Annotated in this window: 27 protein-coding genes and 1 pseudogene; 8 read left to right on the top strand and 20 right to left on the bottom strand. The window is 69.2% G+C overall.

Features of this window, described 5'->3' with window-relative positions:
* Window positions 1-89: 89 nt before the first annotated feature.
* The 11 genes and pseudogenes from SJY26_RS08050 to SJY26_RS08000 form a co-directional block, all read right to left on the bottom strand.
* Window positions 90-2867, bottom strand: a complete 2778-nt coding sequence (locus tag SJY26_RS08050; RefSeq protein ID WP_396595613.1) for a transcriptional regulator — start codon at window positions 2865-2867, stop codon at window positions 90-92.
* Between the two features lie 240 nt (window positions 2868-3107).
* A pseudogene (locus SJY26_RS08045) lies at window positions 3108-3939 on the bottom strand (flagellin).
* A gap of 136 nt (window positions 3940-4075) precedes the next feature.
* Window positions 4076-4363: a flagellar protein FlaG gene (locus SJY26_RS08040; protein WP_396595612.1), complete on the bottom strand. Its 288-nt coding sequence runs from the start codon at window positions 4361-4363 to the stop codon at window positions 4076-4078.
* An 80-nt stretch (window positions 4364-4443) separates the two neighbouring features.
* Window positions 4444-5274, bottom strand: a complete 831-nt coding sequence (locus tag SJY26_RS08035; protein WP_396595725.1) for a flagellin — start codon at window positions 5272-5274, stop codon at window positions 4444-4446.
* 458 nt (window positions 5275-5732) lie between these two features.
* Window positions 5733-6191, bottom strand: coding sequence for a hypothetical protein (locus tag SJY26_RS08030; RefSeq protein ID WP_396595611.1), 459 nt, complete (start codon window positions 6189-6191; stop codon window positions 5733-5735).
* Complete coding sequence (locus SJY26_RS08025) at window positions 6188-6571, bottom strand: M15 family metallopeptidase (RefSeq protein WP_396595610.1); 384 nt, start codon at window positions 6569-6571, stop codon at window positions 6188-6190. Before SJY26_RS08025 ends, SJY26_RS08030 begins: the two co-directional genes overlap by 4 nt.
* Window positions 6568-6843: a hypothetical protein gene (locus SJY26_RS08020; protein WP_396595609.1), complete on the bottom strand. Its 276-nt coding sequence runs from the start codon at window positions 6841-6843 to the stop codon at window positions 6568-6570. The genes SJY26_RS08025 and SJY26_RS08020 overlap by 4 nt, the downstream gene beginning before the upstream one ends.
* A 163-nt stretch (window positions 6844-7006) precedes the next feature.
* On the bottom strand, window positions 7007-8446 hold the full coding sequence (locus tag SJY26_RS08015; RefSeq protein ID WP_396595608.1) for a DUF2793 domain-containing protein: 1440 nt from the start codon (window positions 8444-8446) through the stop codon (window positions 7007-7009).
* Window positions 8447-8723: 277 nt separating this feature from the next.
* The gene (locus SJY26_RS08010; RefSeq protein ID WP_396595607.1) at window positions 8724-9476 is read right to left on the bottom strand and encodes an anti-sigma factor domain-containing protein; all 753 of its coding nucleotides are present in this window, start codon (window positions 9474-9476) and stop codon (window positions 8724-8726) included.
* Window positions 9473-10030, bottom strand: a complete 558-nt coding sequence (locus SJY26_RS08005) for a sigma-70 family RNA polymerase sigma factor (RefSeq protein WP_396595606.1) — start codon at window positions 10028-10030, stop codon at window positions 9473-9475. Before SJY26_RS08005 ends, SJY26_RS08010 begins: the two co-directional genes overlap by 4 nt.
* 74 nt (window positions 10031-10104) lie before the next feature.
* Complete coding sequence (locus SJY26_RS08000; RefSeq protein ID WP_396595605.1) at window positions 10105-10578, bottom strand: DUF4112 domain-containing protein; 474 nt, start codon at window positions 10576-10578, stop codon at window positions 10105-10107.
* Window positions 10579-10635: 57 nt separating this feature from the next.
* Here SJY26_RS08000 and SJY26_RS07995 point away from each other — a divergent pair, with 57 nt between their 5' ends.
* Complete coding sequence (locus SJY26_RS07995; protein WP_396595604.1) at window positions 10636-11622, top strand: endonuclease/exonuclease/phosphatase family protein; 987 nt, start codon at window positions 10636-10638, stop codon at window positions 11620-11622.
* Here the strand turns inward: SJY26_RS07995 and SJY26_RS07990 are convergent.
* The 3 genes from SJY26_RS07990 to SJY26_RS07980 are packed head-to-tail and all read right to left on the bottom strand — an operon-like array spanning window position 11582 to window position 14021.
* Window positions 11582-12799 carry a CCA tRNA nucleotidyltransferase gene (locus SJY26_RS07990; RefSeq protein ID WP_396595603.1) on the bottom strand — a complete coding sequence of 406 codons (1218 nt, stop codon included), beginning with the start codon at window positions 12797-12799 and terminating at the stop codon, window positions 11582-11584. The genes SJY26_RS07995 and SJY26_RS07990 overlap by 41 nt on opposite strands.
* A complete protein-coding gene (locus SJY26_RS07985) occupies window positions 12796-13461 on the bottom strand; it encodes an NUDIX hydrolase (RefSeq protein ID WP_396595602.1) in 666 nt (221 codons plus the stop codon). Before SJY26_RS07985 ends, SJY26_RS07990 begins: the two co-directional genes overlap by 4 nt.
* A complete protein-coding gene (locus SJY26_RS07980; protein WP_396595601.1) occupies window positions 13458-14021 on the bottom strand; it encodes a DUF1285 domain-containing protein in 564 nt (187 codons plus the stop codon). The genes SJY26_RS07985 and SJY26_RS07980 overlap by 4 nt, the downstream gene beginning before the upstream one ends.
* Before the next feature lie 151 nt (window positions 14022-14172).
* Between SJY26_RS07980 and SJY26_RS07975 the strand changes: the two genes are divergently transcribed.
* Both SJY26_RS07975 and SJY26_RS07970 read left to right on the top strand, forming a co-directional pair.
* A complete protein-coding gene (locus SJY26_RS07975; protein WP_396595600.1) occupies window positions 14173-14460 on the top strand; it encodes a type II toxin-antitoxin system RelE/ParE family toxin in 288 nt (95 codons plus the stop codon).
* Window positions 14460-14756, top strand: a complete 297-nt coding sequence (locus SJY26_RS07970; protein WP_396595599.1) for a HigA family addiction module antitoxin — start codon at window positions 14460-14462, stop codon at window positions 14754-14756. Before SJY26_RS07975 ends, SJY26_RS07970 begins: the two co-directional genes overlap by 1 nt.
* 3 nt (window positions 14757-14759) lie before the next feature.
* On the opposite strand, the gene SJY26_RS07965 is transcribed toward SJY26_RS07970, so the two are convergent.
* The 3 genes from SJY26_RS07965 to SJY26_RS07955 are packed head-to-tail and all read right to left on the bottom strand — an operon-like array spanning window position 14760 to window position 17177.
* Window positions 14760-15251 carry a GNAT family N-acetyltransferase gene (locus tag SJY26_RS07965; RefSeq protein ID WP_396595598.1) on the bottom strand — a complete coding sequence of 164 codons (492 nt, stop codon included), beginning with the start codon at window positions 15249-15251 and terminating at the stop codon, window positions 14760-14762.
* A gap of 58 nt (window positions 15252-15309) precedes the next feature.
* Window positions 15310-16086, bottom strand: a complete 777-nt coding sequence (locus tag SJY26_RS07960; protein WP_396595597.1) for an enoyl-CoA hydratase — start codon at window positions 16084-16086, stop codon at window positions 15310-15312.
* Window positions 16083-17177, bottom strand: coding sequence for an MBL fold metallo-hydrolase (locus tag SJY26_RS07955; RefSeq protein WP_396595596.1), 1095 nt, complete (start codon window positions 17175-17177; stop codon window positions 16083-16085). The genes SJY26_RS07960 and SJY26_RS07955 overlap by 4 nt, the downstream gene beginning before the upstream one ends.
* Window positions 17178-17325: 148 nt before the next feature.
* Here SJY26_RS07955 and SJY26_RS07950 point away from each other — a divergent pair, with 148 nt between their 5' ends.
* From SJY26_RS07950 to SJY26_RS07930, 5 genes are all read left to right on the top strand, one after another.
* Window positions 17326-18315: a hypothetical protein gene (locus SJY26_RS07950; RefSeq protein ID WP_396595595.1), complete on the top strand. Its 990-nt coding sequence runs from the start codon at window positions 17326-17328 to the stop codon at window positions 18313-18315.
* 123 nt (window positions 18316-18438) lie between these two features.
* Window positions 18439-19218 carry an exodeoxyribonuclease III gene (xth, locus tag SJY26_RS07945; protein WP_396595594.1) on the top strand — a complete coding sequence of 260 codons (780 nt, stop codon included), beginning with the start codon at window positions 18439-18441 and terminating at the stop codon, window positions 19216-19218.
* Between the two features lie 15 nt (window positions 19219-19233).
* Window positions 19234-19749, top strand: coding sequence for a hypothetical protein (locus tag SJY26_RS07940; protein WP_396595593.1), 516 nt, complete (start codon window positions 19234-19236; stop codon window positions 19747-19749).
* Between the two features lie 76 nt (window positions 19750-19825).
* On the top strand, window positions 19826-20740 hold the full coding sequence (locus SJY26_RS07935; RefSeq protein WP_396595592.1) for a cobalamin biosynthesis protein CbiG: 915 nt from the start codon (window positions 19826-19828) through the stop codon (window positions 20738-20740).
* A 96-nt stretch (window positions 20741-20836) separates the two neighbouring features.
* Complete coding sequence (locus SJY26_RS07930; protein WP_396595591.1) at window positions 20837-21214, top strand: hypothetical protein; 378 nt, start codon at window positions 20837-20839, stop codon at window positions 21212-21214.
* Here the strand turns inward: SJY26_RS07930 and SJY26_RS07925 are convergent.
* From SJY26_RS07925 to recN, 3 genes are all read right to left on the bottom strand, one after another.
* The gene (locus tag SJY26_RS07925) at window positions 21211-22305 is read right to left on the bottom strand and encodes a serine hydrolase domain-containing protein (protein WP_396595590.1); all 1095 of its coding nucleotides are present in this window, start codon (window positions 22303-22305) and stop codon (window positions 21211-21213) included. The two genes, SJY26_RS07930 and SJY26_RS07925, sit on opposite strands and share 4 nt — an antisense overlap.
* Before the next feature lie 69 nt (window positions 22306-22374).
* Window positions 22375-23184: an AraC family transcriptional regulator gene (locus SJY26_RS07920; protein ID WP_396595589.1), complete on the bottom strand. Its 810-nt coding sequence runs from the start codon at window positions 23182-23184 to the stop codon at window positions 22375-22377.
* Window positions 23185-23206: 22 nt separating this feature from the next.
* The gene (gene recN, locus SJY26_RS07915) at window positions 23207-24907 is read right to left on the bottom strand and encodes a DNA repair protein RecN (protein ID WP_396595588.1); all 1701 of its coding nucleotides are present in this window, start codon (window positions 24905-24907) and stop codon (window positions 23207-23209) included.
* Window positions 24908-24943 lie beyond the last annotated feature (36 nt).

The following is a 24943-nucleotide window of genomic DNA, read 5'->3' as shown; positions in this document are numbered from 1 at the left end:
GGACGGAGCTCGCGGGGCGTCGGGCCTTTGGCTGTTCAATAACCCTGTGGGTGCCCCCGGCGTCAACCGCCAAGCGAAACAGCCCCCGTCTATCCGGTCAGTCGCGACAGCGCCGCCTGATAATTGGCGAGCTGATTGGTCAGATAGGCGGGTACCGGTCCGGAGGCCGTGTTGGCCGGCTTGGGCGCAAGCCCGCGATAGGCGTCACGAATACCCTTGAGGGCACCCTGTACCCTTTCGCCCGCAGTCTTGATCGACGCGGCGTCGTTCAGGTTCAGATTGTTCGGCAGATTGAGCCCGAACGTCTGCACCCTGGCGTCCGACGAGGACATTCCAACATAGCCGGGCGAGAGCCCCAGTCCGAGTAAGGCGTCGCGGCCCGTCTCGCCCGATGTCAGGATGGCTCCGGTCTTGCCGTCCTTGGCCACAATCGAAAGGCGCTGCACGCCGCCGGTGGTCGTGGTGGTCTCCCCGTCCTTGCCGGTCACCGTCGCGCCCTCGGACACGATGGACACCTTGAGCTTGCTGCCGGACGCCAAAGTAATCTTGCGGGCAAGCGTGGCGAGCGTGTCTTTCGCGTCAATGGTCACGGCCTGGGCACGCCCGCCGTCGGCGGGCGTGACGTAGAACCGGTCGCCCACCCGGAGCGAGGTCGCCGAGGTCAGCAGCTTGGAGTCCTTCTGGGCAATCTCCCCCTGGGGCAGGCCCAGCCGGTCCAGAACGCTCGCCCCCCCCGACGCGACGGCAAGGGTCATGGGCTTGGCCTGGCCCCCGTCACCGTCCCAGGACCGGGTGTACTCGACCGCGCCTGTCAGGGGATCGAGACGGGTCAGATACCCCCGGGTCGGGTCGGTCTCCTTGGCGTCAACCGCCCGGTCGGCGATACCCGTGATCCACACCTTGCCGTTGTGGACCTTCACATCCGCCGCGGAGTCCTCGCCAGCCTCGCCATACCAGCTCAGGCGATCCGTCCCCGAGGCCGTGAGATCGTCGGACAGGGCGGCCACAAAAACGTCCTTGCCGCCCGAATGGGGCGTGGTGGTGGTCCCGACTGCCAGACCGCTGTCGCGGCTGGTGCCGGTCAGGATCACCCGACCGTTCGAGACGGCAACGCCTGCGATGTCACCTGAAATGGCGCCCAGGTCGCGGGTGGCCGAGAGGGTCGGCACACCGGAAGCGTCGAGCGTGAACCGCCGCACGACCGCACGCCCGTCCTCGATCCCGGCCGTATAGAGGTTGGACCCGTCGATTGTGATCGCATCGACACCGTCATCCGCAGAGGTGCCGAACTGGGTCTGGCCCACGGCCTTGGCGACGATCCCGGCCGTCGGATAGGGCTCCCCGGCCTTGAACGCCTGGACATAGCCGTCCCAGCCCCCGGCGGAGACCGCCCCCGGGACGGCGGACCTCGCGCGGCCGCCGACATAGACCACCCCGTCGGCACCGAAGGCGACGCTGGAGGCCTCGTCTGCCGCCCTGGCACCGCGGCGCTGGGTCCACTGCTCCTCGCCGTCCTGATTGAACACGGTCACGAAGCTGTCTGCGACCGTGGCTACCTCACCGGACTTTCCGGCGTCGGTGGTCGCGGTGTTCAGCGCGCCGGTGACGGAGCCCGCAACCGCGACGTCGCCGTTGGCGTTGATCGCGATGGCATAGCCGCTGGCCGTCGCGGCGGCGCCGAGGGCCCGAGTGGCGACCAGCCGCCCGGCGGAATCGTACTTCATCAGCGCGACGTCCTGCACGCCCTTGATCGGCTGGTTGGCACCCGCTGTGGTGACATCACCGACAAGCCAGAGCGAGCCATCCGGCCCGACGGCACTGGCCCGGATCGTCGAGATCCCGTCGGGCAGTTTTTCCTGTGACAGGCGGCCGTCAACCCACTGGGTTTCGCCCACATTGCCGCCGGTTGGCGCAGCCGCTGCGCCACCATCGCTCTGGAACTTGAGCACCTGGTTGACGGACGGAGCGGATGTCGCGCCCGTCGCTGTCTTGCTACCTGCAGACTGGACGACATAGACAGCGTCCGACGTGTCAACGGCCGTGAACCCCACCGTCTCGGTCGACGTCGCCCGGATTGCGAGCGCCCATTTGTCGGGCCCCGCCGGCAGGGTCACGGGCTTGCCGGCGACCTGGATGGTCCTGGCCTCGGCCTTGATCTGCTCGCGCCCGATGCGGGTCGCGAAGCCGGCCGCCTCCAGCTTGCCGTTGATATGGGTCAGGACGGCGTCCATGGTCCGGGGCGTGGCTCCCATATCGGCAAGGTCGATCGCCACGCTCGTGGTCTGGCTGGCCAATCCGACCGGCACCTTGATGGTGATGGCGAAGCGGGTGTCTCCGGCAAAGGCGGCGACCGGGGTGTCCAGGGAGCCCTCATGAACTGGACCGGTGATCGAGTTGGCGCTGTCGCGGGGTACGGCTCCGGTCGTCTTTGACAGGGAGGATGTGGTGCCCTGGACCAGTCGGAGGTTCTCGAAATCGGCCTTGCCGACATAGGCACTGATCTCGGCGAGCCCGGAAGCGAACCGCTTCTGGGTCAGGGCCAGGTCGGTGGACGTCAGGCCCTTGACCGAGGCCCGGCTGGCGAGCGCGTTTAGCGTCTCCAGTCCCTGATACAGGGCGAACAGCTTCCTGTAGTCCGGCGAGGCCCCGTCCACGTCCAGCCGGGCGGCATCCTCATTGACGAATTTGCGGCCGGCGAGGGCCTGGCGTACGAGGGCGTCCGGCTTCGGGGCGCTGGCAGCGACCGACGTACTCCACGGGGCTGTGGGTTGGGCCTTCTTTCTCACAGCCGAAGTCAGGGCAGTCGTCGTCGAGGGATCGTAGGATCCCCCGTATAGTCCAAGCAGATAGCTGTTGTTGACGGCCACGGACGCCTCCTGCGGTCAGTCTGCCCGATCGGGTTCAATGGGACATTAACGTCCGGGTGAGGAACGACTGTGTGTGGTCAGTGTTGTTCTCGCGCCAGACAGGAGCGAGGCCCCGATGTTTCCCAGGTCGCTTATCCAGTCGTTGCTGGCCCTGTACGGGTTCGGCGACCGCCCACGCGTTTCGCGCCACCGCCCTGCCCCGATAACGATCGGGCACGCCCGACCCGGGCGGTTCTGACGCTACTGGAACAGCGACAGGATGATCTGCGGGGCCTGGTTCGCGATCGACAGGGCCTGCGCCCCGAGCTGCTGCTGAACCTGGAGCGCCTGAAGGCGGGCGCTCTCCTTGGCCAGGTCGGCATCGACGAGATTGCCAATGCCCGACTCCAGAGTGTCGGTCAGCTTGGACACGAAGGTGCTGTGAGCAGAAATCTGTCGCGCCTGGGCACCCAGATCCCCAAGGGCGGAGTTCAGGGCGATGATCGAATTGTCCAGGCGCGTCAGGGCGGTGGCGGCACCTGTAGGAGTTCAGCAGACTGTCTGTGGTGCTCAGCGACAGAATGGCACCGCTGAGGGTCAGATCCTTGGCTGACAGGGTGATGAAGGACGAGGCGTCGGCATTGGCGAGAAATTGAAGACCGCCACTCAGGGTTCCATCGAGGATGTTTCCACCGTCGAACTCGGCGTTCTCGACGGCGGACTGGATCGATCTCAGGATGGCGGCGAAGTCCGCGTCGAGCAGTTCCCGGGCCTGGCTCTTCAGCGAGGTGTCCTTGGCCGCGACGACCTTTTCCTTGAGCTGGTTCAGCAGGTCCGAGATCGATTCGCCCGACGAGAGGGCGACGTCGACGATCGAGGTCGCCCGATCGAGGCTCTGCTTGACGGCCGAGAGCGCGCCGATGTCGGCGCGCTGGCCTTGGGCGATCGCCCAGATGGCGGCGTTGTCCTTGGCTCCCTGGATTTTCAGTCCGGTCGAGATGCGGTTCTGAACGTCCGTCAGGCGATCGTTGGTCCGCGACAGGTTCTGCAGCGCGATCGCGGCGGAAGCGTTGGTATGAACGCTGTTCGTCATAGGTCTTCTAGCCCCGGGATGTTGCCCGCAAGGCTAAACCGTTAACCATGAGCGTATGGTTAACGCCCATTCACCAAGCCGATTAACCGCTCCGGGGGGCCCCGAGCGGTGATCCTGGATGGTCCGGCACCTGAAATCAGGCGCTGGTGTCGATCACGCCACCGGCGGTGTAGGCTCCGTCTTCGCGCATTTTCAGCACCTCTTCCCGGGGGAGCTGGCGGATGACTTCACCGGTCACGCTGTCCAGGGTCTTGTAGACGAAGGTGCCCGCAGAGGGCCCTTCCTCGATGACGAGGCGGTATCTTGCGACCTCCTCGGCCTTCCGGGCGTCGCGCCCCCGCTTGAAGTCTCCGCCCGACGTCGCTGGCGACGCGGCAGGGATCCCCGGGGCAGTGACGTTCAGGATTTTCGCATTTGTGTCCATGGCTCCTCACGCCGGAACAGCCGGCGTCTCCGGGGGAAGACGGTCGGGCGGGGCACGATGCCCCGCCCTTCCATCCTGGCTTATCGGAACAGGCCGAGCAGGACTGAGCTGGACTGGTTGGCGATCGACAGAGCCTGCACACCCAGCTGTTGCTTGGTTTGCAGCGACTGCAGTCGCGCGCTTTCCTTCGCGAGGTCGGCGTCGACAAGGTTGCCGATACCGGTCTCGATGGCGTCCGACAGCTTGCCGACGAACTGTCGGGTGCTGTCGAGCTTCTTCGCCCCGGTGCCGAGGCGAGCCAGGGAGGCCGAGACCTTGTCGATCGAGGCGTTGACCAGGGTCAGAGCCGCAGTCGCCGTCGTGGACGTGCCGATGGTGGTCGTCGCGGCCACGGTCACGTTCGGGCCGCCCAGCGCGAGGTTTTCGCCCTTCACCGTCGTGACGGAGCCGCTCGTGTTGGACAGGGCCGAGAAGCCGGCCGTGCCCGCCGCGTTGATCATGTTCACGCCATTGAACTTGGCGTTCGACACAGCCGACGTGATCTGATCGCGGATCGACTTGAAATCCTCGTTCAGGGCACTTCGTGCCGAGGTGGTCAGCGACTTGTCGGTCGCGGACAGGGCCTTTTCCTTCAGCTGGGTCAGCAGGTCAGAAATGGATTCACCCGCAGCCAGGGCGACGTCGATGGCGGACGAGCCACGATCCAGGCTGTCCTTGACGGCGTTCAGGGCGCCGACTTCAGCGCGCTGGCCTTGAGCAATGGCCCAGATGGCACCGTTGTCCTTGGCGGTATTGACCTTCTTGCCGGTATTGATCCGGCTCTGGACGGTGTCCAGTTCCATGTTGGTTTTTTGAAGGTTTTGCAGGGCGATCATGGCGCCCGAGTTCGTATTCACGCTGTTCAGCGGCATAACGATAGTCCTTGTTTCAAGGTGTCCGACCGTCATTTTGACCGTCGGGAGCATTTTGCTCGGAGACCTCCAAAGCAATCGCCGGGCCACCCGGGCACGTTTTCGCGAACGGCCAAGCCACTGAAAGAACTACGGTACCTTTGCTTAACCACGCTCCGTGCCCGGCAGTTTCTGCCGCCAGGCTGGCGATCGGGCAAAATCTGCCGGGCGGCCGGCAGGATTTGCCGGGAGAAATGTCAGGGTGACGAAAAACACCGTGACGGACCATGACATTTCAAGGCCGTCTCCGGCGGAGGCCGGGTGACCGGTCTGCGACAGCGTCGACCGCCGCCCGCTCCGCCCCCAGGGTTTCGACAGCAAGCCGGCGCGCGGCGTCGCATTCAGCGATCTGGCGACCACGGATCATATAGCCGGCTTCCAGATCGCCCAGCGTCGGAGCGGGCGGCAGACGATGAAGGTCACAGGGCCGGGTCGCCATCGCCGGCAGGGTCAGGCGCGGTGGCGCAGCCCCCGAGATCGGGGGCGATCCGGCACAACTCGCGGTCATGGTCGCGCAGGCGAGCAGCGCGATCTTCGGGCAAGGGCAGGGAGACATCATCAGCGGTTCTCGCACTTCGAAGGGATCGGGAGGTGACGCGGTCCAGCGACCGCAACCTGTCTTGGACAGCCTCAAGCCGGATGATCTGACCCGCCTGTCCCCGGGCCTCTGCGGTCCGGGCAGCGGCCTCGGCCCGGGCTGCCGCCGCGGCGCGCCCGGCCGTCTCCAGACGTCTTCGCGACAGGTCGAAGGGGTCCCAGCGGAAGCCGGCCGCGCCGAGTCCCAGCGCCAGCACGGCGAGCAGGACGCCGGCTCCGACCAGCCAGCCACCCGGCGTCAGCCGCCGCAGGATCCGGAGCAGGACCGTCGGCGGCCTCACGGGAACACCCTGCGGCTGAGCTCGAAATGCGGTCCGTCGCGCAGTTTCACCCAGTCTCCGCCCCAGACGATCGCGACCCCCTGACGGGCGGCCACTGCCTTGATGGCCTCCGCGATCCGCGGATACAGGGGCCAGTCCCAGCGGACAGTGCCGTCGACAAGCGCCGCCACATCCACCGCATGGCCGGTCAGATGTCGGGAGTTGAGGGTGCGGCTGGCCCCGGCCCGGACCAGGGCGACCTGACGGTCCGCGGTCCGCAGTCCCTCGGTGACCATGAAATCCACGGGGGACTCGCGGATGGCCGCCTCGATCACGCCGACGAGGGCGGGATGCACCCCCTTCAGCCGCGCACGCGAACGGTCAGAGAGCGAAAAGCTCATCGCCCTCCTCCTGCGGCGACCCGCAGCCGCAGAGTGGCCAGCAGGGCAATCAGCTGCTGAGCCGTGGGCGCGACAAGGTAGAGAACCAGCGTCAGGGCCAGCAGCCCCATCAGACCCGAGGCGATCCGGGCCATGGCCTCGGCCGGTGCCCGTTCGATGACCGAGGCCAGCATGCGCCAAAGGGCCAGACTGACCGCGAACACATACAGGCGTCGCCACAGCCAGCGTCCTTCGGCGAGCGGGATCGATGCCCGCGATTCAGCGTCAGTCATCGAAATCCTCCTCATCGAACTCATGTCCGGTGCGCCAGCCATCCGGGCCATTGGCAAGGCGACACTCATCGCGCGACAGGCACCGGGGCATTTCCAGCACCTCCCGGTCGAGCAGGCGGTGCTCACCGGCGCGCGATAACCAGGACGGGGGGCTCCTCACCGCTCAGCCCTGCACGAGGATGAGGACGACACCGGCGGCCCCGGGTCCGCCCGCACCGCCCGACGTAAGACCTGCCCCGCCCCCGCCGCCGCCCGCGCCGTGGAGCCCACCAGCCCCGCCGGCGTACCCGGCCCCGGAGGCCGATGCTCCGCCGCCACCGCCGCCACCGCCACACGCCGAGAGAGCCGAGGGGGGTACCGCTCCAGGGAATCCGGCCACGCCCGACCCGCCTGCACCGCCGGAAGCGGGGCAGGTCAGGACTCCGCCCGCACCGCCCGCCCCGCCCGACCGGGCGGTATCAGCGGCATCGAGCCCGCCACCCCCGCCGCCGCCGCCCGGAGCCGCCCCACTGGTCAGGGAGGCCCCGGTCGCTGCGGTCTGGGTCGTCGAACTGGCCCCGCCTGCATTGCCGCCGTTAAGACCCGCCCCGGCCGCTCCGGCCGAGGTCCCGGTGCCACCGCGGCCGCCACGCGCGGTAAACAGGGTGATCCCGCCGGCAGCGACCACGGTGGCTCCGCCCGTGGCTCCTGGTGCCCCGCCAGCCCCGATGGAAAGCGAGAGAGGTCCGGCCAGGTCATCGAGCCGCCAGGTGGTGACAGACAGGCCTCCGCCTCCACCCCCACCGCCGCCCGCCCGGGTCCCGCCGGATCCGAACGTCCCCGTGCCCCCGCCTCCACCGCCCCCCACAGCAACAACGGTGAGCAGACGGGCCCAGTCAGGCGGGACATAGTTGCCACTGCCGACGATCCGCACGCTCTCGGTCCGCGTGGCCCCTCTGGGGAACCAGACCCGGCCGAGACCCGGGTCGATCCGCAGGGCCTCACGCCAGGCCGTACCGTCGTCACTGACCTTCAGCGTCAGGTCGTCGTCGCCGATCAGCCCCAGTTCCGCCCGACCGCCGTATCCACTCTGGAACAGCAGCGACAGGACATCATCGGGACCGTCCTTGTTGAAGGTGAACCTCAGGTCGCCGTCGCCGCCCTCGGTCCCGGGAACGGCCGTCCACAGCGCCTTGTTGAGACGGGCGGCGAACGGATTGGCGGCATCGGCCGTGGTATTGAGACCCAGCCGGGTCAGGTTCTGGATCTCGGACGGCAAAACGCGGACCCAGCCTTCCGCAAGCCGGACGACAAGCTCCCGCGCGTCGAGCACAAAGGCCAGGCTGCCGGCCGGCGTCGGGACGCGGGTCCAGCCGCCGAGCTCTGCCCGCACAAGATCGCCGGCCGACCAGGTCGACCAGGCCAGACCGCCCGCGCCCGGGGGCAGGATATAGAGTTCGCCATCGGCCGGGTTCACCGGCTGGGTCCCGACCGTCCGACTGACCACGGCAAGCTGGGCGAGGGCGTCCAGCCGCGTCAGGGCCTCGTTGACGGTCACATGTTTCTGAAGCTGGCCGGCCGCCAGATAGGGCAGGTCCAGCCGGGCGCTGTTCTGGGCAGACATTCTGATCTCCGCTGTGATGCAGGATCAGTGTGAAGCCCCCCTGGAGGGACGCACGTTCGGAGGGGCTTGTTTCAGCACGCCCTCTGATTTTACAGACGTTTTCGGCCTCTTCGTTGATGGGATCGCCGAAAAAGCTGAATGCGGGGAGACCCGTGGAAGGGCTGGGTGGGCCTCCCCGCGACCGGATCGCGGTTGTCAGGACCAGCGAGGGGCCCGTAGGCACCTCGCGACGATCCGGTCAGGGGAAGCTACGGGGCCCCTTCGATCCCGGATGCACTCACAGGGCCTGGAGTTCACCGGAGGCGACGACCGGGCCGTCGGGACGATCGGCGGCGGGGGTGTGGCCCGGAGCCTCCATCGAGATCGCCACGGCCTGGGCCTCACCCGCCGCGGCCGCCAGAACGGCGTCGAGGGTGTGGCGCGAGGTGGCGGTTCCGTCGATGGCACCGACAAGCTGGACCCCTGCCCCATCCGGCCGCACCAGCCACAGGTGCGGGACGCGGGCATCGCCGGCCATGGCCTCGGTGGGCGCCAGGAACAGGTGTCCGGTCATGGTGTCATAGACCAGCGTCACCGCCGGGGCACCGCTCTCCAGCGACAGGGTGGCGATCCGGGTCACACCTCCGGCCGGGGCCGGCTGGACCACCGGCACAGGGGCGGGGCGGGCGACAAGCACGCCGACCGCAACCAGACTGGCGGCGAGAAGACCGGTCGCGCCGAGGGCCCAGGCCCGCCAGAAACCGACCCGGCCGTTGTCATTCGCCGCCGCCCCGGCTCCGATGCTCGCCTCGATCCGGGGCCAGACCGAAGGCGAGGGCTGGACCGACGGGATTTCTGCGGCCAGCCTGGCCAACTGGTCATTCCAGATCTGGACCTCGGCGGCAAAGGCCGGATCCGACGCCTCACGGGCCCGGGCCCGGGCCTCGTCTGCCGGGGACAGCACGCGCAGGGCCAATTCGCCCGCGGTGACGGTCTCCTCCTCGGGGCCTGTTTCATTCGGGCCGGTGTCTTCGGGGGGCAGGTCGGTCATGAGTCGAGGCAGCTCCTCAGCCGCAAAAGCCCCCGGCGGATCCAGCTCTTCATGGTGCCGAGGGGCACATTCTCCCGCGTGGCGAGGGCGTCATAGGTCACGCCCTCAAGGAAGGCGGTACGGATGGCCCCCCGGACGCGGTCCTCGAGCGTTTCGAGGCACAGGTTCAGCCGGCCGACCTCGTCCGTGGTTTCGATCACGTCGGACGCCAGGGGCGCGCTGTCGGCCAGATCATGGGCATCCTCGACCGGAGCGCTGCGCCGCATTGGCGCAGCCGAGCGCAGGCGATCGATCGACCGGTTGCGCGCGATCGTCACCAGCCAGGTGATCGGGCTGGCGCGCGTGGGGTCAAAGGTCGAAGCCTTCCTCCAGACGGTCAGATAGGTGTCCTGCAAAACGTCCTCGGCCAGTTGGCGGTCGGACAAGATACGCAGGCACACCCCCAGCAGCTTCGCCGAAGTCGCTTCATAGACGGTGCGGAAGGCGCTGCGGTCGCCCGCCCCGGCCCGGCCCAGCGCAAGCGCCAGTTCCTCTCGCGTCAGCATGGCGGTCATCAAGGGTTCCGGCGCAGTCAGGATCGGCAGGGACTAAGGGCGGGCCCCGGACGGTTCGTCAAGCGGAGCTGTGGTCAATCGTACAGGTAGACGATGCGTCGCTTCTGCGGGTCCGCGCGCATCGCCGCCAGATGACGCTCGTGGTCGCCAGAGGCGCGGGCATCGGCCCCGCTGGCCTCCACCCAGTGGGTGGTCTCGATGTCCTTCTGCAGCGCGTTGGCCGCCATCAGGTGGCCCCGGAAGAAGAAGTCGATCAGATCGGGTCCGAACGGAATGGCCTCACCGACAACCGTGGTGGCGCTGTCGAAGCCCAGGTAGCCGATCATGCGAAACATCGTGCCGGGCGAGGCCCGGGCCCGCGAGGCCTGCAAAAGCAGCCACCCGGCCGTGCTGACGCTGTAGACGGTGCCAACCACCGGGATCCAGGTGAGCAGGCCGTCCAGACCCACGCCGAAGGGCCCGAACCCGACCGCCCGGTCCGAGAGCTTCTTGATGCCCTCGACATTGGACCAGATTTTCTCGATATCCCTGACAGACCGCTTCGCCATTTCGCCCTCCCCGGCAGCGACTGGTCAACGCGCCACAACGACCCGTGTTCACGCTCAATGCAAGAGACTGTGGAGGATCGCGCCCGCCCGCCGGTGCGAATGCTGGCGAGCGTGGCCCTCGCGCTGCTGTTGACGCCACCGCTTGCCGTCGCGGTCGCGGCGCTGAGCGGGATCGGGCACCGCTGGATCGATCTGGTCGCCCAGTTCACCGGCCCCGCCCTGATCATCGCCGTGGCGATCGTCGCGGCCGCAGCGGCGATGCGCGCTCGGGCCCTGCTGATGGCCGCCGTCGTCGTGTCGGCGCTGGTGCTGTTTGCAGGATCAGCCCAGTGGGCCCCGCCGCGCGGCACGGCCGAGCCCGGAAGCGCAACGCTGACCCTGTATTCGGCCAATCTCCACCGCGACAATGAGGATGTGGCTGCGATCAGACGGTCGGTCCAGGCCTCGGGAGCCGATCTGGTGGTCCTGATCGAGGTTGGCCCGGTTCCCGCCTCAGCCCTTGACCGTATCCTCGCGGGTTATCCGCACCGGGTCATCAGGCCGTCGCTCGACCGTGCGCCGGGCGCGACGCGGTCCGTGATTGCGGGACGCCGGCCGGTGGCCGACGTGCGGCCGAGAATCCGGGCGCTGTCGGTCGTGGGGGCCCGGGCCGAAACGGCGCTCGGCCCGGTGACGGTGGCGGGCGTTCACATGACGCGGCCATGGCCGTACCAGATCCAGTGGGAACAGATCCGCCAGGCCGAAGGTCTGGTCGACTGGGCGGCGGCGACGCCGGGGCCGCTGCTGGCGGCCGGGGATTTCAACAGTGTGTCCAGCGCCCGCATCGGAAGCCAGTTGAAGGCTAACGGGCGGTTGATCCCCGCCCCGGGCTGGCCGGGCACCTGGCCCTCGGAGCTGCCCCCCTTCGCCGGGATCACCATCGACCAGGTCTATCGCTCGCCCGAACTGGCCCTCGTCGAGCGCAGGCTGGGCCGCGACACCGGCTCGGACCACCGCCCGGTGATCACCCGGTTCGTGCGGGCGACCCCTCAACCAGCGCCCTGAGCCGGTCCGTGTGCCCGTCGACGGGGAAGTCGTCGGCGATCCATCCGGCCTCGAAGGCCTTCAGCAAACGGCCGGTGTCCGGTCCCGGGGCAACGCCCAGCGCCGCCAGCTCCCGCCCCCCGACGGGCAGGCGCGGCACGGGCCAGCTGTCGATCAGGGCGAGGGCGGCGTCCGCCCGGATGCCGGGCCGCAAGGCCAGACCGCGTAACAGGCGGTCGCCGACCGCCTGCCGTCCGGTCTGATAGATCAGGGCGCGCAGGGACGGCGCGTCCGTCTCCGGGTCCAGAGGCCCGACCGCCGCGGCGGCCAGACGGGTCTCGACCACCCTCGGAAGGCGCAGGGCCGCAGCCGTGGCGGCCACCGCTTGCGGATCATCGGGCAGCAGGGCCGACAGGCGCAGCACCGGATCGTCGGACAGGTCCACCAGCACCTCGAAGGCCGTCTGCGCGACCACACCGGGGATGACCCGGTCAAGCACGCCGGCCCCGCCCATGGCCCGGACCGCCGGGCGGGGGTCCGGCGCGGCCAGCAGCTTCATCAGCTCCTTCGACACCCGTTCGGCGGACAGGCGTGACAGGCCGTCGGCGTGGGCGGCGCAGGCCGCGAGGCCTTCGGCGTCCGGCGCGCTGCGGCCATACCAGGCAAAGAAGCGGAAAAAGCGCAGGATGCGCAGATAGTCCTCCTCGATCCGGGTCGCGGCGTCGCCGACGAACACCACCCGGCCGGCCAGGGCATCGGCCACCCCCTGCCCCGTCGGATCGAAGATCGCGCCCGCCCGGTCGGCATAGAGGGCGTTCAGCCGGAAGTCGCGGCGGGCGGCGTCCTCGGCCCAGTCGTCGGTGAAGGCGACCACGGCGCGGCGGCCGTCCGTCTCGACATCCCGGCGCAGGGTGGTGATCTCATGCGGCTTGCGCCGCGACACCGCCGTCACCGTGCCGTGGGCCAGACCGGTCGGCACGACCTTGATCCCGGCCGCTTTCAGCGCCGCCATCGACTGCTCGGGCCTCAGCCGGGTGGCGATGTCGATGTCATCCACCGGCCGCCCGACCAGGGCATTGCGAATACAGCCGCCCACGAACCGGGCGCAGTCCGGCCCGCCCGCCGCCTCCAGCGCGTCGAACACGGCGGCGGTGGCGGGGTCGCCCAGCCAGTCCTGCCCCTTCAGGCGGGCGGTCATGCCGCATCCTCGGCGGCGGCCGCCGACAGATCAGGCTCCTCGCCGTACAGCCGGGTCCTCAAACCCCGGATGATCCCGGCGGTCACGCCCCAGATGTAGCGCTCCTCCCAGGTCATGGACCAGAACCAGCGCCGGACGCCCTCGGGCACCTCCATATGATCGCGGCGGTGATTGGCCGGGTCCATCAGGAAGTCCCAGGGCGTCTGGAAGATTTCCGCCACCTCCTGCGGCGACGGGGTCAGGGGCGGCAGACGGTCGATCCAGCCGATCACGGGCGTGATCAGATAGCCGGTGCCTGTTTCATAGGTATCGGACAGGCCCAGCACATGGACGCGGCCGGGATCCAGATCCACCTCCTCGCGCGCCTCGCGCAGGGCGGCCTCCACAGCCGTCTCGCCAGGATCCAGCCGGCCACCGGGAAAGGCGATCTGGCCCGTATGGCTGACCAGACTGTCGGCCCGCCGGGTCAGCAGCACCGAGGCCCCGTCCGGCTCCCCCACCACGGCGATCAGCACGGCGGCCGGCTTCAGCGCACGGTCGACCATCCGCACGGCGGCGGGGTTCAGGTCGAAATCGGACCGGGCCGCGGGGTGCTCCGGTCGCCACCCGTCAACCGGGGCCAACCGCTCGACCAGGCGATCTCTCAGCGTCGCCAGACTCATTCGACCCCGGCCCCCGGCGGACCCAGCGGGAACCAGACCCCGTCTGATTGAACCGCCAGCTGCCCGTCCCGCACCTCGGCTCGCTCGACCAGCTCATAGAAGACGGACCGGACGATGCGGGCTTCCAGCCCGGCCCGGACATGGATGCGCGGGGCGGGCTCGCCGGTAACCGGATCGGTCTCGACGATCAGGGCATGGTCCGGTCCGGCCCGGGTCTCGTCGCCGACATCCGTCGTGAAGACCAGACCGTCCCCGTCCACCCGCATCGCGACCGCCCGGAACGGCAGGTCCTCGACCGTGATCTTCAGCTTCTCGCCCGGGGTCACCAGATGATAGCCGTCCGGGTCCAGCCGCAGCACGGTCGAGAACAGCCGCACCAGCTCCGCCCGGCCGATGGGCGAACCCTCGTGCATCCAGGTCCCGTCAGCGCGGATGACAATATCGATGTCGCCGCAATGCTCCGGATGCCACAGATGCACCGGCGGCAGGCCCCGACCGGGAGCCTGTTTCGCGGCCTCGGCAATGGCGGCGAGGCCGGTGGAGGGATCGGAAGGAGTCATCGGGCGAACGAACGTTGCATCATGGACCACTCTAACCCTTTCAATCTCCCGCAGTGAACGGTCGTATCGCACAGGCCGCCAGCGACGGCCGGCGGCCTGTCACCCGTCACGTGACACTTGACATTTTTATGCCTTCGTCCCAGATGGCTGCGTGGACATCGTCAACATTCGTCACAAGGCGCTGCGGCGGTTTGCCGAGACCGGCGATCCGCGCGGACTGCCGTCGGGCGTGACCGACCGGCTCAGAAACATGCTGGCGTATCTCGCGGCCATCAAGGCAGCCGGAGAGTTGACCGTGCCACCCAATTTCGGGGCCCATCTGTTGAAGGGCGACCGGGCGGGCACCTGGGCGCTGACGGTGACCCGAAACTGGCGACTGACGTTCCGCATCGATGATGCCCATGCGATCGCGGATATGGACCTGGAGGATTACCACTGATGGCTATCACCCTTCATTCCAGCTTTGCGGTGCATCCCGGCCCGTGGCTGAAGACCGAAATGGTCGACCCGCGGGGGATCAGCGTCACCGACCTGGCCAAAAGACTGGGTGTCACCCGCCAGGCCATGAGTGGCCTGTTGAACGGACGCGTCGGCCTGTCGGCGGAGATGGCGATCCGGTTCGAGAAGGCCTTCGGTCTCAGCGCCGATACGCTTGTCAGGATGCAGGCGGCCCATGACCTGCATCAGGCCCGGGTACAGACTGCAGACCTTCACATCGAAGGCTTCGCCGCCTGAGCCTCAAACCGCCCGGACAAGCCCCGTCGGGACCATGCGGGTGATGTTCAACCAAAGGATCCGGCGCGGATCGGCCGGCCCCGGAAGGCGGACATCCGGCGCGGGCTGGAAGCCGAAGCGGGAAAAGTAAGGCAGGTCCCCGACCAGCAGGATCCCGCTGGCGCTGCGGTGCTGCGCCTCGCCGATACAGGCGGTGACCAGATCGGCCCCCAGACCGCCCCGGCGCGCGTCCTCGGCGACCGCGATGGGCCCGAGGAACAGGGCCTCGATACCGTCGATCGTGATCGACCACAGCCGCACCGAGCCGACCAGCCGTCCGTCCTCGCGCGCCACGAAGGCGGCGCTCAGGGTCGCGGCCTCGCGCAGCCGTTCGGCCGTCTTGGCGAACCGGCCCGGCCCGAAGGCAGCCATGACCAGCGCCTCGACCCCGGTTCGGTCGGCGGCGGTCTCCGGCAGGATGCGGAGCATGGGGGACAGGGCGGGGACGGCGGACATGGCGCGCGCACCTAGGAGCAATGGGCGGCGGGATCAAGGCGGATACCCGCGAGGCGCACTACCGCTTGGAGAAATCCGGGGCCCGCTTCTGGCTGAAGGCCATGAAGGCTTCCATGGCCTCGGGGCTGGACATCTGCGAGCCGAAGGCCTCGCCTTCGCGCTGCATCAGGGCCCACAGGGTCTCGGCGTCCCGCATCAGCCGTTTGGTCTTCTTCAGGGAGTTCGGTGCCCGGGCCGCCAGTTTCGCGGCCAGTTCGTCGGCCACGGCATCCACATCGGCCGACGGCACAGCCCGGTTGGCCAACCCCCAGGCCAGGGCGGTCCGGCCATCGATCGGCTCGCCCAGGGCGAAGATCTCGAACGCCCGCTGGTGCCCCAAGACCTGCGGCAACAGCAGAGAGGACGCGGCCTCGGGGGCCAGCGCCAGGTTAATGAACGGAGCCGACAGCAGGGCGTCCTCGGCCACCACCACCATGTCGCAATGCAGCAGCAGGGTCAGGCCGATGCCGACCGCCCGGCCGCGCACGGCCGCGACTGCCGGCTTGTCCAGCTCGGCCAGGGCCTGCAGGAAATGGAACACCGGGGCCTCGACCAAGGCACCCCCTGCCCGGCTGGAGCCCTGGGCGATGAAGTCGGCGATGTCGTTGCCGGCCGAAAAGCTGTCCCCCTCGGCCTTGAACACCAGCACCCGGACGGCCTCGTCCGACTTCGCCCGGCGCGTTGCTTCTGCCAGCACGCCGTACATGGCCTGGGTGATGGCGTTCTTCTTCTCGGGCCGCGCCAGGGTGGCGGTCAGGATGCCGCCAGCCAGCTCGATGCGCACAGCGTCGGTCATGCGACGGTCTCCGTTTCAATAAGGCTCCACCAGTCGACACCGTCCGCGTCGCGCTCGCGACGCACGCGGCCCTGACCGGCCAGATAGTTCAGATGGGCGATCGCCTCGCCCGTGGCCATGCCCAGCAGGCCCCCGTCCACCGGACGGGCGAACAGGGCCCCGAAGGCGTCCACGGCGCGAGACGGCGTCCGCAGGGTCCGCTCCAGCCGCGTCAGCGACACCCGGTGTCCGCGCTTCAGCGCCTCGATCCGCGGCAGGACGCCGGTGAAGGGCTCCCCGTGACCGGGCAGCACCAGGGTGTCGGCCGGCAGCAGGTCGCCCAGCCGCTCCAGCGAACTCATCCAGTCGTGCAGGGGATCGGCGAGGGGCTCCGTCGGCCAGACCGAGATGTTGGACGAGATGCGCGGCAGGATCTGGTCGCCCGAGATCAGCACGCCGTCCGACCGACGCCACAGGCAGGCGTGATCGGGGCTGTGACCGTTGCCGGTGACGATGGTCCAGTCCTCTCCCCCGATCGACAGGGTCTGGCCCGCGACGAGACGTTGATACCCGGCCGGGAGAGGCGCGACGCCCTTGGCGAACCGTCCGTAGCTCGTGCGATAGGTCTCGACCTGCTCTTCTGACCAGCCGGCGGCGCGCCAGAAGATCGCCCCCGCCTCCGGGGCCGGGCCCGTGTCCGAAACCAGCATCCGGGCCGTGACATACTCCAGCTGCGTCATCAGCAGCGGGGCATCGAACCGCTCGCACAGCCACCCGGCCAGGCCGATGTGATCGGGGTGCATATGGGTGCAGATGACCCGCGTGACCGGCCGTCCGCCCAGCGGCCCGGCCAAGGCGGCCTCCCACGCGGCCAGAGTGTCGGGCGTGCGGATTCCGGTGTCGACCACGGCCCAGCCGTCGCCGTCCGCGATGGCATAGACATTGACGTGGTTCAGCTGCATCGGCAGCGGGACGCGCATCCACAGCACGCCGGGAGCCGCCTCGATCGCCTCACCGGGGGCCGGCACAGCCCCGAGCGGATAGGTGAGGCCGCGCAGGCCGTCGGCACCGGGCTCGATCTCGCCCTCGCTGGTGATCACGCCGTCCGCCAAGTCCGTCTCCAATCGCAACCCGCCGACCTTAGGCCGGAGAGGCCGCGCGCGTCCAGCATCACCGATGGTCTCTGTTCCGACGGCCTTGACCTCGCCACGAGGCCCCGCCAAGGCTCTGGCTAACGCCCACGCGCTCCAGGAGCCCCTCGTGTTCAAGTCATCCTATATCGCCGCCATCGGCGCGGCGGTCGTGCTCGCCGGTTTCGGCGTCGCGCCGGCGGCAGCCCAGACGGCCCCCCGCTCCGGCGAGGCCCAACCCGCCGCCGAGTCTGCCCCCACCGGCCGTATCCGCCGCCAGAACCGCAACGCCCGACCGGCGGCCCCGGCAGCCCCGACGCCGGAAGAGAATCTCGCGGCCGCCCAGACGCTGGCCACCAGCGCGGGCCTGACCTGCCAGGCGACCGAGGCCAGCCTGCTGCCGTTGCTGGCGGGTGAATCCCGCGTCTATGAAGCCGCCTGCGCCTCCGGCCCCGGCTACATCCTGATCGCCAGCACGCCGCCCCAGTCGTTCGACTGCGTGCTGCTGGCCGCGACCCAGGCGCGCCTTGCGGCGGCCAATGCTGCCACCCCGGGTGCCGCAGCGGCCCCCGCCGCCGCGGGAACGACCGAGATCCGCTGCACCCTGCCCCGGAACACCGACGTCATGCGGGTGATGGTGGAGTATGCGCGCGAAGCCAACCTGCCCTGCGTTCCCGATGAAGGCGGACCGCTGAGCAAACAGATCGACGGCGACGAACTCTATGAAATCGGTTGCGAGGGCCAGGACGGCTATCTGCTGCAGAAGCAGGCGGCCGGGGGCTTCAAGGCCACGGAATGCGTTCGGATCATCGAGGCGGCGATCGCCTGCCAGTTCTCCACCTCCGCCGAACAGGCCGCGACCCTGAAGGCGCGTTTCGCCGGCAATGCCGAGGCCGCTGCCTGCGACGTCACCCGCGCCCGCTATATGGGCGCAAACGCAAACGGCTCGTTCTATGAAGCCAAATGCGCGGCCGACAATGGCGTCATCGTCCGCTTCAACAACGATTTCGCGGTCCAGCAGGTCTATCCCTGCGAAGTGGCCCAGCGCATCGGCGGAGGCTGCACCATGACCATCGTGCCGCCGCTGCCCGAGGGCACCGTCAGCGCGCCGGCCCAGTAAACCGGGCAGACAGGCTGTCATGAAGGCCCGGCCGGCGTTTCGCTCGCCGGGCCTTCTGCGTTTCGGTCCTGCGGTGCCGGTGGTGCCTTGCCCGATGGGGCGACGCCGCCTAGCGTCCCGCCGATGCGTATCGCCACCTGGAACGTCAACTCCGTCAACGCCCGCCTGCCCACGGTCCTCGCCTGGCTGGAGGTGGCCCGGCCCGACGTCGTCTGTTTCCAGGAGATCAAGACGGTCGACGAGAAATTCCCGCGCGAGCCCTTCGAGAGCCTCGGCTACAACGTCGAGACCCACGGGCAGAAGACCTACAACGGCGTCGCCCTGCTTTCGAAATACCCCGTGTCGGATGTCCGGCGGGGGCTCCCCGGCGATGATACCGACGAACAGGCCCGATATATCGAGGCTTTGATCGAGGCCCCCCGGCCGGTCCGCGTGGGCGGCCTGTATCTGCCCAACGGCAATCCGCTCGGGACCGAAAAGTTTGCCTACAAACTGGCGTGGATGGCGCGGCTGCACGCCCATGCCCGCACCCTGCTGGCGCAGGAAGAGGCCTTTACCCTGTGCGGCGACTACAATGTCATCCCCACACCGGCGGACGCCCGCAACCCGGAGGCCTGGACCGGCGACGCCCTGTTCCAGCCCGAGAGCCGCGCCGCCTTCCGTGCCCTGAAGGGGCTGGGCCTGTATGAAGCCGGCGAACTGGGCAACCAGCCGCCGGGCACCTGGACCTTCTGGGACTACCAGGCCGGGGCCTGGCAGCGCGACCACGGCATCCGCATCGACTTCCACCTCCTGTCGCCCCAGGCCGCCGACCGGTTCGCGGGCGTCGAGACCCACCGCGACGCCCGCGACATGGACAAGCCGTCGGACCATGTGCCGGTGGTGGTCGAGCTGGCCGACTGATGGACGGGGCCCGAAATGGATGAGGCCCTTCGCGTCATCCTGCTGGTGGCGCTGGCGGCCGCCGCCCTCACCACGGCGGCCCTGGGCCTCAACTGGTGGATGGAGCCGGAGCGCCGGCTACGCCGGGCCATGCTGAAATCCCTCGGCGTCGCGCCGGGGGCCGAGGCCCTGTCGGCCCCCGAGGGCCGGGCCGCCGGCCTGGATTTCGAGGGCGGCCAGATTGCCGTCCTCTGGGATCGCGGGGCCCATGGTCTGGTCTATGCCTTCGATGAGGTCGAGGGCGGCGAGGTCATCGTCGACGGTCACGTCGTGGCCCGGGTGCGGCGGGGCGAGGCGCGCAAGGCGCTGGACATCATGGCCCCCGATGCCGAGCTTGTGACCCTGCGTCTGCTCTTCGCCGACGCCCGCTATCCAGAGTTCGAACTGGCCCTGTGGAACGCCCGCGCCCCCGGTCAAACCGGGTCACCGCCGGAGGCCATGCGGCTGGGCCGGCGATGGTTGTCGCACCTTGAGGCGCTGTTGAGACGGTGATCGCCCTTTCGGCGGCGGACGTCGGGCGCTAGAAGCCCTGCATTCTCCTGTTTCCCGATTGCCCGAGGAGCCCGCCGTGGCCCGCCTGTTCGACGCCTATGTCATTGCCGACTGGACTGCCGCCGAGGGCAAGAAGCTGGGCGACAACTCCGTCTGGATCGGCGTGGCCAAGCGCGATGTCCGCTTCCGCCTGTACACCGAGACCCACAACACGGCCACGCGGGCCGAGGGCGAGGCCCTGCTGAAGACCATCCTTGCCGATCACAGGAAGCGCGGCGACCGCGTGCTGGTCGGCGTCGACTTCTCGCTGGGCTATCCGGCCGGCACCGCCGCGCGTCTGGGCCTGAAGGACACGCCGCCATGGACGGCGATGTGGAAATTCATCGCCGCCAACATCGTCGACAAGGCCGACAACACCAACAACCGCTACCAGATCGCGGCCAAGATGAACCGGCTGATGACCGACGAGGCCTGGCCCTTCTGGGGTGCGCCGGCCAAACAGGCACAGCGCTGGCTGACCACGACCAAACCGCCCGCAGGCGCGGGGGGCGATATCCCCGAATACCGCGCGACCGAAACCGCCATTCGCGGCGGCAAGCTGCAACCCAAGTCCAACTGGCAGATGCACGGGGCCGGGGCCGTGGGTGGCCAGACCCTGGTCGGCATCCCCATGGTCCGCCGCCTGCTGGAAAGCCTCGGTCCGGCCGGAGCCGTCTGGCCTCTGGGCACCGGCTGGCGCGCGCTGGAGCCCGCCGATGTCGAGCCCCTGTCGGTCCTCGTCGCCGAGGTCTGGCCCTCGATGTGGCCGACCACGGTGGCCGAGGGCGAGTTCAAGGACCAGGCCCAGGTCCGCACGACCGCCGAGGCCCTGGCCCTGATGGATGAGCGCGGCGAACTGTCGGTCGCCTTCGGTCCGAAGAAGGGCACGGACGAGGCCCTGATCGCCCGGGTCCAGGACGAGGAAGGCTGGATCCTCGGGGTCCAGGCCTGACAATCTCCGACCTTGCGCGGTCCCGCTCTGGACGCCGCCTTGTCGCCACCGCACCTTGAATACACAGCGGCGCAGCCTGCGCCTGGGGAGCCATCGATGAAACGCCTCGTCCTGACCGCAGCCGGTCTCGCCGCCTCCCTGCTCGCCACCGGTGCCGCATCCGCCCAGTCGTGGACGCCCGTCCCCGTCGCGGCGGACGAGCGCTCGGGCAAGACCCGCCAGATTCGCTGCAGCGTCGGCGAGCGGCCTGAAACGACCTGCGCCTTCACGCCGCTGTTCGGCGACGGCAGCTTCCAGCTGGACGGGCCTGACATCGCGGTCCGCATGATTATCATCGACGGCGAGGGCAGCCTGTTCGAGGTCTTCGGCCCTGACCGTCGCGTCCCGGTGGGCGGGATCTATACCCGCAACCCTCGCGATCGCGCCTGCTGGATCAGCACCGCGGGCGGTCCATCCCCGGTGTGCGCCCGCTAGGGCACGACCGCCGGCAGTACATGTTCGGTGATCAGGCGGTCGGACAGGCCGTGCGGGTTGCGGACGCCGAAATTCGTGGTCGTGATCACGGCCACGAGGTCGAGGTCGGGGACAACGATGACCTTATTGCCGCCCGAGCCGGACATCATCCACGCCGGATGCTGCACGCCCGCAACATCAAAGGTCGGCAGCCAGACCAGATAGCCATAGTCTCCGCGTCCCTCTCCGACGCTGGAATGGGGCGTCGTCATGGCCTCGACCCAGGCGGTCGGCAGGACCTGTCGCCCATCCCATTGCCCCCGGTTCAGCAGCAGTTGTCCGAGCGCCAGCAGGTCGCGGCTGGTCAGGCCCAGTCCGCCACCGCCCATGGCCAGACCCGTCGGGGAGATCTGCCATTCCTCGCCTTCGATCCCCAGTGGGCCGAACAGGGCCTCATGCGCGAAACCGGGCAGCGGTCGGCCGACCGACTTCTCGACCACCGCCCCCAGGGTGACGACCCCGGCGGTGCAATAACTGAAGGATCGGCCGTAGGGTGACGCCTCGGGGCGCGGAGCCCAGGCGGGAAAGCCGCGGATCGGCAGGTCGAAGGCGAAGCCCGCCCAGTCCTCGATCAGGTACATCCGCTCCTCGTTGCCGCGTGAGAACTCGTTGTCGTCGTTGCATTCCAGCAGCGAACTCATCGTCAGCAGATCCTCGACCGTGATCCGGTCCTTGCGCAAATCGGGATTCTCGAACGGACCGCTGGCGGCGATGAAGGGCAGCACGGGCGCATCGACGCCCGGCAGCCTGCCCTCGGCGATGGCCGCCCCGATCAGCATGGCCGTGACCGACTTGGTCACCGAACGGGTGTTGCGGCGGGCCTCGCGTCCGGCGTCGTCGAAATAGGCCTCGTGCACCAGCCGACCGTGGCGGGCGATCAGGACGCTGGTGATCTTCTGGAAGTCCCCGGCGCGCACGGTCGCGTCCATGGCGGCAAGCCGCTCGGCCGAGACGCCCTGACTGGCGGGCGCGGCGAGGGGCCAGTCGACCTCGGCCTGGGCGGGGGCGGAAACCAGGGCGAGGCTGAGCGCCCCGAACAGAAGTCGATACATGCCGTGTCCTCAGGTGAAGCTTGTGCTGTGCCAGCTCCTTGGGACGCCGTCTTGAACAGATGAAACCGGTCAGACGAAAGCGGCCCGATACCGGCCGGGCGTGAGTCCGTACAGGGCGCGGAACTCCCGCGTCAGATGGCTCTGATCCGCATAGCCGCCACGCGCCGCCAGTTCTGCCAGGTCCATGCCCACCGCCAGATCGCCCACGGCCCGGTCGACGCGCGCCCGCCGGATGGCGGTGGCGGGCGAAATGCCGAAGTGGCGGCGGTAGCGCCGCGCGAGGGAGACCGGATGCACGCCGACGATCCTGGCCAGGTCCTGCACCTCCAGACCCGGCTGGCGGCACAGATCGCGCAATGCCTGATCCGCGCGCAGCAGCCACTCGGGTGCCGGATCCTCGTCCAGCTCGGCGGGCGACAGGACAGCGGCGGCCATGTCGAGCAGCAGGCCCTCGAGCTTGATCGCATCGCCATCCTTGTGACCCGAGACCGCCCCGACCAGCCGACGCGCCGCAGCCTCAGCCACAGGATGGCGCAGCCGCGATGGCTCCCCCCTGGCCGCGCCTTTGGGTGGCATGAAACTGACCGACAGGAAGCGACCGCCGACCGTTTCGAAACTGTCGCGATGCTCGATGCCGGGCGGGTTCCAGATCAACGCCCCCGGTCCGAATCCATGGCCTGCCGGAGTCAGACGGTCATGAGCGAGGCTTTGGTACCCTCCGTCGACGGCAAGCACGAAATGGGCGTCCTCGTGGGTGTGGGTATGCACATTTTCGGGCGGCACGCTGGCGCGCCACAGACCGGCCTTGAACCCCACCACGCTCGCCGTGGTCGAGCGATGGCCCAGGAAGGTCCCGGACGGGAGGGGTGGGGGCAGCATTCGTCTACACCCGCCCCCTGCCTCAGCCGATCAGAGATCGGGCGGCGGCGCGAGCCTCCTGGGTAATCGTGGCACCCGACAGCATGCGGGCGATCTCTTCCTGGCGGGCATCGGGGGTCAGGGTATCGACGGTGGTCGTGGTAACCCCGCCGGCGTCGGCCTTCCTCACCTTCCAGTGGGCGTGGCCCCGCGCCGCGACCTGCGGACTGTGGGTCACGACCAGGACCTGAGCTCCCGTGGACAGGCGTTTCAGCCGCTGCCCTACCGCCTCGGCCACGGCCCCGCCCACGCCCTGATCGACCTCGTCGAAGATCATCACCGGCTGGCGCTGGTCCGCCCGACCCGCCAGCGCGGCCTTCATGGCCAGGGCGAAGCGGGCCAGTTCCCCGCCCGAGGCGATGGCGTCCAGCGGTCCGAAGGGTGTCCCGGCATTGGTGGCGATCTCGAACCGGGCGGTCTCGACCCCCAGCGGGCCGCGACGGCCCTCGGCCACCGGCTCCAGCGCCACCCGGAAACGCGCCCGGTCCAGCTTCAGCGGCCCCAGCTCCTCCATCACCGCCTTCGACAGGCGCTCCGCCGCGGCCTCCCGGCCCGAGCTCAGCAGGGACGCCGCCACATCATAGGCCTCACGCGCGACGGCGGCCTCGCGGCCGGCGTTGGTCATCGCCTCGGCCCCGTCCTCGATCAGACGCAGCTGCTCGCGCAGCGAAATGCGCAGGGCCGGCAGGGCGTGAACCGTGGTGTTCAGCTTGCGGGCCGTGGCGCGCAGGGCGAACAGCCGCTCCTCGGCCTTGTCCAGCCGGCCCGGCTCAAAGTCGAAGGCGTTGGCGGCGGCGTCGACCTCGGCGATGGCCTCGGCGGCCTCGACCATGGTGCGATCAATCGCCTCGGCGGCGGCCGTCAATCGGACCAGCACCGGATGATCCGCCTCGACCCCCGCCTGGGTCGCCCGCTGGCGCGCATGTTCCACGGCGCGCAGGGCGGCCGACAGCTTCTGGCTCAGCTTGTCGCCGCCCAGATTGGTCCGGGCGTCGGCCAGATCGGCAACGGCCTTCTCCGCCGCCCCCAGCACGGCGCGCTCGCCTGCCAGTTCGGTTTCCTCGTCCTCGCGCGGGTCGAGGGCATCGAGATCGGCAAGGTTCAGTGTGATCTCCTCGGCCCGTGCAGCGGCATCGGCGGCGGCGGCGCGCAGGGCGTCCAGCCGGGCCTCGGCCGCCTTCAGACGCTCCGAAGCGGCCGCGACCCCGCCCAACTGCGGGGCCAGGCCGCCATAGGCGTCCAGCAGACCGCGATGGGTCTTCCAGTCCAGCAGACCAACGGTCTCGTGCTGCCCGTGCACCTCCACCAGTCGGGCCCCGATCTCGCGGAGGGCCGCGACGCCGGCCGGCTGGTCGTTGACCCAGGCCCGGCTGCGGCCGTCGGCCGAGACCACGCGGCGCAGGATCAGGTCCTCGCCCGCCGCGACCTCGAACCCCTTCTCACCGATCAGGGCCAGCAGGTCGGCATCGTCCGGCGCGGTGAAGACGGCCGTGGCCACGGCCTGCTTCGCGCCGGCGCGCACAAGCCCCGCCTCGCCGCGCCCGCCCAGCGCCAGACCCAGGGCATCCAGAATGATCGATTTGCCCGCCCCGGTCTCGCCGGTCAGCACGGTCAGGCCCGCCCCGACCTCCAGATCGAGGACATCGACCAGCACCACGTCACGAATGGACAGACTGGTCAGCATGGGGCGCACTGATTCGGCATCGGGGTCAGTCTAGCC

It is taken from the genome of Brevundimonas sp. R86498 (genome assembly GCF_044598075.1).
Lineage (GTDB): Bacteria > Pseudomonadota > Alphaproteobacteria > Caulobacterales > Caulobacteraceae > Brevundimonas.
The sequence above is the reverse complement of the archived record's forward strand: the minus strand, read 5'-3'. Positions and strand labels throughout refer to the sequence as shown.

Bases quoted from the DNA above. Each gene is read 5' to 3' on its own strand.
- SJY26_RS08040 (WP_396595612.1), bottom strand. From the start codon at position 4,363: ATGGACACAAATGCGAAAATCCTGAACGTCACTGCCCCGGGGATCCCT.
- SJY26_RS08035 (WP_396595725.1), bottom strand. From the start codon at position 5,274: ATGCCGCTGAACAGCGTGAATACGAACTCGGGCGCCATGATCGCCCTG.
- SJY26_RS08025 (WP_396595610.1), bottom strand. From the start codon at position 6,571: ATGAGCTTTTCGCTCTCTGACCGTTCGCGTGCGCGGCTGAAGGGGGTG.
- SJY26_RS08020 (WP_396595609.1), bottom strand. From the start codon at position 6,843: ATGACTGACGCTGAATCGCGGGCATCGATCCCGCTCGCCGAAGGACGC.
- SJY26_RS08015 (WP_396595608.1), bottom strand. From the start codon at position 8,446: ATGTCTGCCCAGAACAGCGCCCGGCTGGACCTGCCCTATCTGGCGGCC.
- SJY26_RS08010 (WP_396595607.1), bottom strand. From the start codon at position 9,476: ATGACCGACCTGCCCCCCGAAGACACCGGCCCGAATGAAACAGGCCCC.
- SJY26_RS08005 (WP_396595606.1), bottom strand. From the start codon at position 10,030: ATGACCGCCATGCTGACGCGAGAGGAACTGGCGCTTGCGCTGGGCCGG.
- SJY26_RS08000 (WP_396595605.1), bottom strand. From the start codon at position 10,578: ATGGCGAAGCGGTCTGTCAGGGATATCGAGAAAATCTGGTCCAATGTC.
- SJY26_RS07995 (WP_396595604.1), top strand. From the start codon at position 10,636: ATGCAAGAGACTGTGGAGGATCGCGCCCGCCCGCCGGTGCGAATGCTG.
- SJY26_RS07990 (WP_396595603.1), bottom strand. From the start codon at position 12,799: ATGACCGCCCGCCTGAAGGGGCAGGACTGGCTGGGCGACCCCGCCACC.
- SJY26_RS07985 (WP_396595602.1), bottom strand. From the start codon at position 13,461: ATGAGTCTGGCGACGCTGAGAGATCGCCTGGTCGAGCGGTTGGCCCCG.
- SJY26_RS07980 (WP_396595601.1), bottom strand. From the start codon at position 14,021: ATGACTCCTTCCGATCCCTCCACCGGCCTCGCCGCCATTGCCGAGGCC.
- SJY26_RS07970 (WP_396595599.1), top strand. From the start codon at position 14,460: ATGGCTATCACCCTTCATTCCAGCTTTGCGGTGCATCCCGGCCCGTGG.
- SJY26_RS07965 (WP_396595598.1), bottom strand. From the start codon at position 15,251: ATGTCCGCCGTCCCCGCCCTGTCCCCCATGCTCCGCATCCTGCCGGAG.
- SJY26_RS07960 (WP_396595597.1), bottom strand. From the start codon at position 16,086: ATGACCGACGCTGTGCGCATCGAGCTGGCTGGCGGCATCCTGACCGCC.
- xth (WP_396595594.1), top strand. From the start codon at position 18,439: ATGCGTATCGCCACCTGGAACGTCAACTCCGTCAACGCCCGCCTGCCC.
- SJY26_RS07940 (WP_396595593.1), top strand. From the start codon at position 19,234: ATGGATGAGGCCCTTCGCGTCATCCTGCTGGTGGCGCTGGCGGCCGCC.
- SJY26_RS07930 (WP_396595591.1), top strand. From the start codon at position 20,837: ATGAAACGCCTCGTCCTGACCGCAGCCGGTCTCGCCGCCTCCCTGCTC.
- SJY26_RS07925 (WP_396595590.1), bottom strand. From the start codon at position 22,305: ATGTATCGACTTCTGTTCGGGGCGCTCAGCCTCGCCCTGGTTTCCGCC.
- SJY26_RS07920 (WP_396595589.1), bottom strand. From the start codon at position 23,184: ATGCTGCCCCCACCCCTCCCGTCCGGGACCTTCCTGGGCCATCGCTCG.
- recN (WP_396595588.1), bottom strand. From the start codon at position 24,907: ATGCTGACCAGTCTGTCCATTCGTGACGTGGTGCTGGTCGATGTCCTC.